Here is a 9,279-nt window from a genome sequence, read left to right as displayed (position 1 = left end):
CCATCAGATTGCCTCCACGGTGATATCTGCGATGTCGGCCTGATCTGCCGTAAGGGTGATGACCACATGCTTCCCAGTAACGGGGCTACCGTCGTGATTGAGGAACGTCACATACGTGTTCGATAGTTTCGTTGTGAACGGCGACGCGGGCTTGTCGAGCTCACTCGACATCGCGGCCGGCAGATTAGCCAGAGCCTGCGCCGCTGCGAGCGCTGCCCCCTCCGCGGCGATCACCCGGATAGACCACGTGTCCGGGATCGCGACCGTCACCCCAGCCGACGACGTGACCGGGATCACCGTGTCGAGATCCATGGTCGTATCGGTCGATGTGAGGGTGAACACCTTCGCGGCATCCGCGATCAGACGACCATCGAGGATGTACTCGACGACGGCGCGGATGGTCCAGTTGCGGACCGCGTTCCCCGCCTCGTCGATGAACCCGGCCTGGTCAGGGTTGATGACCGTGGCAACACCCCGCTGGCCGGCCTCGGAGGTGAACTCGTCGCTCGCGCCGATCAGGGGCGCACCGGTGGCCTGCCACACCGCGGAGCGCGACGGGGTGAACTTCACCCGCATCTCGACATCCTTGCCGGTGGCGAGAGTGCCGGCGGGACCGAACGTGATCTGACAGGTCTGCACTCCGGGAGGGATAGCCATGGTGTCGCCTTTCGGGTCAGGTGGGGGTCAGGCGGCGAGCGCGTAGCGCGACTTCGTGTCGCTCTTGAAGTAGCCGAGGACCGCGCCGAGAAGGGTGACCCCGGCGGTGATCAGCGGCGAGTACTCGGACAGGTCGACGCCGAACGCGGCAGCTGCGGAAAGGATGCCGGTGGCGCTGATGCCAGTGAGGGCGAACACGAGCACCTTCGCTGCGAACTCCCGGGGTGGGAGCTGCAGGAGGTCGTCTCGCTGGATGTAGGCGGCGAGGGTGGAGACGATGCCGACAAGGAGCACGGCGAGCTCGGTGGGGATCGTCCAGTCGTAGCCGAACAGCCCGGCGAGGTACTGGATGACCCAGATGAGTCCGGATGCGGTGAGGCCGGTCGCGAGGAAGGCGATCAGCTTCGGGGCGAACTGCATCCAGAGACGCTCAACAGGGGTGGGGAGTGCGTGGCTCACGGGACAACCTCCGGGATCGAAATAATGGGGTCAGGGACGCGGCACGGGCCGCTCGTGGTCGACGTGGTGCCGTCGGTGTAGGTGATGAGCCAGGTGCCATCGGGCTGGCATTCGACAGCAGCGAGACCGCGTCCGTCGTTGCCGTTGGCTCCGGGTGCCCCGGGCGCGCCGTCAGCGCCTGCTGGACCGGCCGGGCCTGCCGGACCTGGCTCACCGTTCGTTCCCGCGCTTCCGTCCGTGCCATCGGCACCGTTGGTTCCAGCAGGGCCAGGAAGACCGGACTGGCCGGGCACGCCCATGTCTCCCTGGTCGCCCTTCTCGCCTCGAGCTCCTGCCGCGCCTGGGAGGCCTGGGCTTCCGGGGAGTCCCGGTGCTCCTTCGACGACTTCCTGCGAGTCGGGAATGAGGGACGGTGGGGTGGCGGTCGTGACGCAGTCGGCGGCGTCGGTGCAGTCGTCGGTGACCTGCGTGTACTCGGCCAACAGCGAGTCGTACGCGCTCTGCTGGTCCTGGATCAGGGACAGCCGGTAGGCGGCGAGGCGTTCGGCCGTGTCGATGCGCGCCTGCTGCGCGAGACCGAAGAACACGATCAGCGCGACACACAGGGAGACGAGCACGACGAAGATCACGAACACCAGCTGGGGGCGAGGCTTCGTCAGGTGCTTCACTTGATGATCACCCCCACGACGCTGCCGATGACCGAGATCACGATCGCGATGCCGACGCCGTACTTCCGCGCCTCCATCCGGTCTTCGACCAGCTGCAACCGGGCGGCCACTTCCTTCACTGCTGTGACGCGCGCCGTCACCTCGTTCGCGAGGGCGACTTCTACCCGGCCGATGACATCGTGAGTGTTGGTCTGGTCACCCTTGGTGGCCATGTCTTTCTTGATGTCGTCGACCGACTTCTGGACGTTGCTGATGCGCTCAACGAGCACTGCGATAGACGGCTCTTCGGCCATGGGTCACCCCTTCATGGGTCGAGAGTCGGTTCAGCCCTTGAGACGGTCGGCTTGTTCGTCGATGACTGCCGCGGGGATGGCCGCGAAGTTGTCGGTGAGAATCTTGTCGACGGCCGCTGCCACCTCATCGGCGGATGCACCCTGTGCGTTCGCGAGCGCTTCCTTCACTGCGGACGTGATGGTCACCCGCACCGTGGACGTGTCGATGCTCGCGCCGCCATAGAGCTTCGCGAGGGCGGCCACCTCGTTGTCGGTTGCGGGTGGACGCCAGCCGAGGATCACACCGAGCATGCGGCGGGCCTCGTTCGCATCCTTGGGGCCTGCACCTGCCGCAGCCTCGTGATCGTTGGCGGTGCGGTCGGTGTACCCGGTGAGAACACCGAGCATGCGGCGGGCCTCCTCGAGGCTTGCGCGGTCTTGATCACTGAACATGTCGTCCTCCTGGAACGGTGTGATGTTGTCGGCCGCGATCGTGCTGCCGACGATGTAGATGGTGCAGTCGTAACGGGCACCGCCCGCAGTGATGCCATGGACGTGGAGGTGAGCACCGTAGTAGTACTCCTCGCCGAAACCGGACGCACCGGACTTCGCGATCGTCTCGCCCTGGCCGACCTTCTGGCCCTTCTTCACGAGGATCTGCGAGAGGTGCAGGTACTCGGTTGAGGAACCGTCCTCGTGGGTGACGCGCACGTACCGGCCGCCCGACCCAGCTGTGGTGTTGTCGACGATCGTGACCGTGCCAGCGGCCATCGCCCACACCGCCGACCCGTACGGGCAGGTGAAGTCGACACCGCCCGCAGAACCACGGGCGCGGTGCTCGGCCCAATCGTCAGAGATGTTGTGGGTGGCGCACGGGAAGATGAAATTCGGCATGGTCTGGCCTCCGATCTGTCTACGGGTTGACCCACACGGCCGAGAACCGTGACCGGAACGATGCCGCGACGGTGATGGCCTGAGACCCGGGGTTGGATGACGCCTGCACTGAGAGGACGTCTCCGGCGGCGCACCGCACCGAGGTAGACACTTCGGGTGACGTGAGACCACCGCTGCCCATTGCGGGCTGGTACCGTTTCGTTCCCTCGATCTGTGCGCCGTTCTTCGCGAGCATTACACCGAAGATGGCGTTGGTGTCGCCGAAGTAGCTCGCTGAGATCTGGTAGACCCCGGCGAGCGGCACGGTGATGCCCGCTGTGTTTCCAGCGGTGTGCATGTTGTACGGGTCGTGCTCCTCGATGTCGTAGAGCACATCCGTGAACCCATACCCGGTCGATGAGGTGGATTGCGCTGACGACTTCACCAGCACGCACGCGGCGCGGACGCTCTTCAACGTCCACCCGCCGGACGTGTACAGGTACACCGCGCCCGTGTCAGACTCCTCGAACTCGAGGCCCACCCACCTGTCCGCCCCGGAGAGGGCGGCACGGTCGGCGGCCGTTCCTGCTTTACGGTTCCCTACTTTCGCCGCGTATGCTGCGATCTCGGTCAGGTCGGCCGCGTCGGCGGGGGCTCCGCTGCCGGTGTAGGTGGGTTCGTTCTTGCTGCCGCTGCCATCTCTAGCCATGCGGTCCTCCTCAGTAGATGGATCGGATGCGGATGGCTCCGGAGAGGGCATCCTCGGTGAGTGACTTGAAGGCCAGGTAGCCTCCGTGGTTGATGCCGATACCGGCCGCGCCCCCGCCGGATCGGAGCAGTTCGCCGACCGTGTTCGCGAGCTGTGTCCACCCGTTGAGGGTTGTCGGGTACGACGCTCCGAACGACGGCGCGCCACCCTTAGAGAGGTCACCGTGGACTGCCACGTTTGATGCGGCGTTCACCTGGACCGACGCGATCGGGGCGTACACCTCGACGGTTTGGATGACCGCTGTGGCGGGGATGGTGTCGCGAATCTTGGTTCCGTAGAACCACGCCCCCACATGCGAGTCCGCAGACCACACCTGATCGGTCCACCATGCCGCCGCACCCCCGGAGGTTCGGAACGAACCGGACTGGTTGGCGCGGAACACATCCTCGTGAGCTTTCACCTGCCCGGGCGGGGCGGGCGGGGGCAGAGGGACCACAGTGGGCGGTGAGGTCGACATCTTCGACACGGCATAACCGCCGCCCTGCCACATCAGCTTCCACAACTCACCGGACGACGGGGTCAGGGTCGATGAGTACGGCACCTTCACGGTCCCAAAGTCGGTGTCGAGCGTGACAAGCCCGCCGGCCACGGTCACGACAGTGCCCTCACCTGCCTTCGATGTCATCGGGCCGATCACGTACGGGGTGCCGTCCAACCACCACAACGCGACCGGCTCGTTCACGACAGGGAGGTAGGAGGTGACGGGGATCGCAGTCGTGATCCTTCCCCCGGCGGTGTCCACCGTCCACTGCGCAGGGTCTGCGGACACGAAGGTGCCCACCATTGGGGTGACCGTCGATTTCCCAGCGAGCAGACGAAGGAGCGTTTCCGTTTCGCTACTCATCGGTCACCACCGTCACCGTCTGCGTACGCCCATCCGTGCGGGAGATATCCGTGATCCGGGCTAGGAACGACTCACCCAACGGCTTCACGTTCACCACATCTCCGACATCCCACAGCGGGTTGAACAAGGTCACCAGTCGCACCTCCACCGACCGCAGCCGCGACACGCGGGGCAGAAGCACCCGGGCGTACGCGTCGGCGGCGGCCTGATCGGTGAGGTACTCGGATGAGTAGAAGTACGGCACCGAACGGTACGGCGACAAGGTGCCGTCGTCGTTGCGGGTGCGCAGCGGCCCGTCCAGAACCTCAGCGGTGGCGAGCACCGCCGCACCGGAACCGCTGTTCCGGGACCGGATGACGACCTTGTTGTAGACGCGGTCGTTGGCCATCGCCCGGCCGACCTCAACCAGACTCCCGCCGTCGCCGGCACGGATCACATCCGCCTGCGCCGGCCACACGTTCGGGCGCAACGAAACCGACCCGTCCGGGAGCATGCACGCGGTCGCATCCACCACCGCGGCAAGATCGTAAACGGCTTGGAGTTTGTCTTCCTGGTACGCCACCGACGCGGGGATCGGAGCATCCGGGACGGTCTTCGTGATCGGCAGCCCGGTCAGGCGCTGGATCTCCTTGTACACAGACGACAGGTCCGGGGCTACCCCGGGAACATCGAATCGGTCCCGTTGCACCCCATGGAACAGATCTTTCAGCGTGACATCGATGCGGTCACCGCCGGAGAACCACTGCCCCTTGAACAGGAACTTGCGAGTCACCGCCGCCGGGGTCTCAGCGACCATGTACACGCCCATGGGGATGCGTTCCACGAACCCGTCGCCGGCCTCCACCAGCACGCTCATCGCGATCTGTGTCCCGAAAGGGCTGAACAGGTCACCGACCTCCGTGGGGGCCACGGACTGACCGAACTCGTCCTGCCAGATCAACGAGACCTGCCCGGTGCCCTGCACCAGCGAGGTGCCCGATTCGGTGAAGCGAGGGTTCACGCACGGGACATCCTGCAACCGTCGCGACCCGTTCCCGTTGAACACGTCAGCCACCCACCGAAACGTGTTCGACCCCAGGAGGACGTTCGGGAGGTTGCGGGTTGAGCCCTTCATCAGCCCGCCAATCCAGCCTTCGTGTAATCCGTGTCCCGCGCCAACCGTGACGCGTACGCAGCTGCGCGCGCCGCCCTCGTCGCGAACGCCGCATCGATGTCCATGCGTCGAAGCGACGGCAGCACCAGTCCCGGCGCGGGCGGGGCAACTTCGGTGACCTTCAACTGGAACCGGACCCGCACGTCCGCGGCGTAGATGGTGGTCTCGACGATCTCCGAGCAGGATGCGAAGAGCAGACGCGGCAACCGGACCGGTGCGCCCGTGCGGATACACAACACCGGGGGGAAGGAGGACGTGTACCCGCCGAACATGGAGATCAACTCGTCGGCGTCCGCCGTGGTCTCACACACCACCTCCAACGGCATGTCGACGATCCCACGCAGTTGCCCACCGATTCCCACACCAACGGTCGCGCCCTCAGGGAAGACGACTTCCGCTGGTATGGAACGAACAACCTGCCCCGCCGTGTCACCACCCATTGACGCCCGAATCGCTAGGGAAGGTTTCAGCGGCTGGGAGATCACCATCTCTGAGGTGTCACGCAGCACGTCCGTGAGGGTGATCGTCGCGACCGCCGCATCCGTGAACCCCAGAGACACACCAGCTGCGGTGAACATTTCCGCCCGGTACGTGTTCGGGACACCGAGTGCCGGCTCGGAATCCATCACATACGCGCCACCCACGGCGTACAGGCCGATACCGCCGCGAACAGGGAACGAGCGTCCCTCCACGACTTTCGACACGTCGATCGTGGCCGTTGTGGCGGCAACCGTCGGGAACGTCACCAGGACGCGCGGTGACGGGTTGTAGTCGGTGAACACCGTCAGAGTCGGTGCGTAGGCCATCAGAGACTGCCCTTCTGCGCACCCGTCGACAGATCCAGATTCCTTGCCGACTCCGCGCGAACCAACTCACCCTGAACAATTCCCTGCACGTACCCGGAATCGGTCACCAACTGCCCGGTGAAATACATGGGACCTGTGTTCTCGACCACTGTCACAGCAGAGGACGGGGGAGCAGGAACCCCGCCCAGACGAGAGAGCGCCTCGAGCGCGATACCGCGATTGCGGTCCTCCATCCCGGGCTTCCCAGAAATGAACGCCTCCCACCCGACCTCGGGCTCAGCGAACTTATAGAGCGCCCCAGGACGGCCCGAGTAGATACCTTCTCCGAACCCGCCGTTCGCGTAGGCGTACATGCCGCCGTTCGCGTTGCCATCTGGGCCTCGAGCGGCTGCAGCGTCGTCCTGCCTTATCGTGTAGACCGGGATGTTGATGCCGCGGCTCTCCCAGAACGAGACGATCGACTGAATACGCTGCGTCATCGACTCTGTCCCGGTGAGGGTGACGTTTGTAACCACGTTGGTGGGGATCAGTCCAACCTGGTCGGCAAGTGCGTTCGCGGCGTCCGCAGTGAGACCCATCTGAGTCGCCGTGTTGACGAACTCCTGGCGGCCATTCGCCATCGCAGCTCGCGCCGCCTCCGTGTCGCCTGTCTGGGCGATGATCGACGCGGATAGTTCGAGGGTGGACGAGACCAACCCGTCGAGCATCTCGTTGTTGTCGCGTCCGGCTTGGGTCGTGTCGTCGAGAGAGGCGGTCCATCCCTCCTCGCCCATCGCCTTCGCGATATCGTCGATGGCCTGTTCGTACTGGCGAGTTGCATCCCGGGTGTCGAGAGTTTCCTTACCGAAGTTGCGAATCTGGTCCGCGAGGTCAGCTAGGTCATCAGACGCTTGCTCTGTCGCCGCAGATACTTGTTCGAGCTCGGAAGCGGTGCCGTCGGCCGCTTCACCAGCCTCGCCCATCGCCTCCTGATTGTTGCGCCACTCCTTCTGCGCATCCTTCAGAACATCGTTCTGGCCGAGCAGTCGATTCTTGAGATCCTCGTACTCGTCCTGGTTGATGTCGCCCAGGATGTCGAAGTCGCCGTCTTTGACGGTCGCGGCGTAGACCTTCGCCATCTGGTCGACCTGCTCGAGAGCGTCAGCGTTGCCAAGAGCGGCATCAGTTGCGAGGTCGAGGCCGATACCGGCTTTACGCGCCAGGTTGAACGTGCCGTCTGCTTCCAGCTGGTTCACGACGAGCTGGCGAGTGTTCTTGGTGAATGCGCCCGTGTTCTCATCAAGGGAGGCGGATAGGTCATCGACTGCCTGCTGCTGATCGCTGCTGATCTGCATGAACTGCAGCCCCACGACAGTGGCTGCCGCGATTGCCAGCCCCCACGGCCCGGTGAGGACGCTCGCCACTGACGAGATCGCCTTTGCGGTGCCTGGCATCATCTCGGAGAGCACCTGGAATGCGACGCGGAGGTCGGCGAGCTTCGTGATGCCGATGCCAGCAGCCCCGGCCAGAATGCTCGCGCCCGCGGTGAAGCCTGCGATGCCGAGAATGCTCTGCTGCACGGGGAGAGGCAGATCGTTGAATGAATCGACGAGGCTGGTCAGGCTCTGGACAATGTCCCGAAGTACGTCGTTTGCCCCTGAGCCCGACTGGATCAGTGCCGTGTCGAGAGCGCCGCCGAGCGCCTCCACGTCACCCTTGAGGTTATCGAGACGGATGGCCGCGGTTTCGGCGGCATACCCTGCGTCGTTGGTCTGGTCGATGTACTTCTGGATGCCTGCGGCACCCTCGTCGTACAGGACGGTGGATGCACGCACCGCGTCAGACCCGAAGATGATCGCCTGGGAGGCGGATCGCTGTTCCGGGGTGAGATTCTTCAGGGCCGCTTGGAGGACTCCGGCGAACTTGCTGATGCCAATGAACTGGCCCTGGGCGTCGTACGCGCTGATCCCAAGCCGAGTCATTTCGGCTTTCGCCTCTGCGGAGGAAGGCGTGAGACGCTGAAGCATGGTCTTGAAAGCCGTGCCGGCGTCGGAGCCGAGGAGACCGGCGTCAGCGAAAGCGGAGAGCGTTCCGGTCGTCTCTTCGATCGTGAGACCCGTGGAATTTGCGACCACACCTGACTGGTTCAGAGCCATGGTCAGATCCGAAACATCACCAACCGCTTTACCAGCACCAGCTGCCAGGAGATCTGCGACATGCGACGCCTTGGACCCGTCGAGTCCGAACTGTTTGAGGGCAGTTGCCGTGTTCTGCGCCGCTTCAGCCACGCTGAGGCCGCCGGCGGCCGCGAGGTCCAGAGCACCCTTCAGGCCGCCCCCGAGAACCTGCTGCGCGTTGAGCCCCGCTTTGGAGAGCTCCTCGATACCGTTGGCAGCTTCAGTGGCAGTGAAGACAGTGGATGCGCCTGCGTCCAATGCGGCCTGCCGAAGGAGGGCCATATCGGCAGCCGAAGCGTGAGTGGCAGCCTGTACCTGCGACATCGCCTGGTCGAAGTCGGCAGCCTTGGCAATAGCCACAGTGAGACCGGCGGCAAGGGCGACGCCGAACCCGAGGGCGGTGCGGCCCAGGAGGTTGAAAGCCTCCTTTTTCTGCGCGAGCTTCTCAGCCTCGCTACCCGCTTCGCGGGTCTTGCTCGCCATCTTCTCGACACCAGCGATGTACTCCGCGACCTGTGCAGAGAACCGAATCTTCGTATTGCGCTCGCCCATGGGTGAAGCTCCCTCGCAGGCTCTTGCGCAAAGCGCGGGTGGACGAGGGATCTAGCGGTGAGAGCTAGCG

General features: G+C 64.6%; 10 protein-coding genes. All 10 read right to left on the bottom strand.

Features of this window, described 5'->3' with window-relative positions:
- Window positions 1–3 precede the first annotated feature (3 nt).
- The 10 genes from EPO52_RS17790 to EPO52_RS17745 all read right to left on the bottom strand — a co-directional run bounded on the left by EPO52_RS17790 (window position 4) and on the right by EPO52_RS17745 (window position 9,209).
- On the bottom strand, window positions 4–576 hold the full coding sequence (locus EPO52_RS17790; RefSeq protein WP_290809248.1) for a hypothetical protein: 573 nt from the start codon (window positions 574–576) through the stop codon (window positions 4–6).
- Window positions 577–684: 108 nt separating this feature from the next.
- Entirely contained in the window at window positions 685–1,116 is a 432-nt protein-coding gene (locus tag EPO52_RS17785; RefSeq protein WP_290809246.1) for a hypothetical protein, read from the bottom strand.
- A complete protein-coding gene (locus EPO52_RS17780) occupies window positions 1,113–1,784 on the bottom strand; it encodes a collagen-like protein (protein ID WP_290809244.1) in 672 nt (223 codons plus the stop codon). Before EPO52_RS17780 ends, EPO52_RS17785 begins: the two co-directional genes overlap by 4 nt.
- The gene (locus EPO52_RS17775; RefSeq protein WP_290809242.1) at window positions 1,781–2,077 is read right to left on the bottom strand and encodes a hypothetical protein; all 297 of its coding nucleotides are present in this window, start codon (window positions 2,075–2,077) and stop codon (window positions 1,781–1,783) included. Before EPO52_RS17775 ends, EPO52_RS17780 begins: the two co-directional genes overlap by 4 nt.
- Before the next feature lie 30 nt (window positions 2,078–2,107).
- A complete protein-coding gene (locus EPO52_RS17770) occupies window positions 2,108–2,950 on the bottom strand; it encodes a M23 family metallopeptidase (RefSeq protein WP_290809240.1) in 843 nt (280 codons plus the stop codon).
- Between the two features lie 19 nt (window positions 2,951–2,969).
- A complete protein-coding gene (locus EPO52_RS17765) occupies window positions 2,970–3,638 on the bottom strand; it encodes a hypothetical protein (RefSeq protein ID WP_290809238.1) in 669 nt (222 codons plus the stop codon).
- A gap of 10 nt (window positions 3,639–3,648) precedes the next feature.
- Window positions 3,649–4,467: a hypothetical protein gene (locus EPO52_RS17760; protein ID WP_290809236.1), complete on the bottom strand. Its 819-nt coding sequence runs from the start codon at window positions 4,465–4,467 to the stop codon at window positions 3,649–3,651.
- A 67-nt stretch (window positions 4,468–4,534) separates the two neighbouring features.
- Window positions 4,535–5,506, bottom strand: coding sequence for a hypothetical protein (locus tag EPO52_RS17755; protein ID WP_290809235.1), 972 nt, complete (start codon window positions 5,504–5,506; stop codon window positions 4,535–4,537).
- A gap of 149 nt (window positions 5,507–5,655) precedes the next feature.
- Window positions 5,656–6,501 (bottom strand): hypothetical protein, encoded by an 846-nt coding sequence (locus tag EPO52_RS17750; RefSeq protein WP_290809233.1) that lies wholly within the window; start codon window positions 6,499–6,501, stop codon window positions 5,656–5,658.
- Window positions 6,501–9,209, bottom strand: a complete 2,709-nt coding sequence (locus EPO52_RS17745; protein WP_290809231.1) for a phage tail tape measure protein — start codon at window positions 9,207–9,209, stop codon at window positions 6,501–6,503. Before EPO52_RS17745 ends, EPO52_RS17750 begins: the two co-directional genes overlap by 1 nt.
- Window positions 9,210–9,279: the final 70 nt, after the last annotated feature.

Origin of the sequence: Herbiconiux sp. (genome assembly GCF_004297105.1) — a bacterium.
GTDB lineage: Bacteria > Actinomycetota > Actinomycetes > Actinomycetales > Microbacteriaceae > Herbiconiux.
This window is presented reverse-complemented; position numbering and strand designations above follow the sequence as displayed.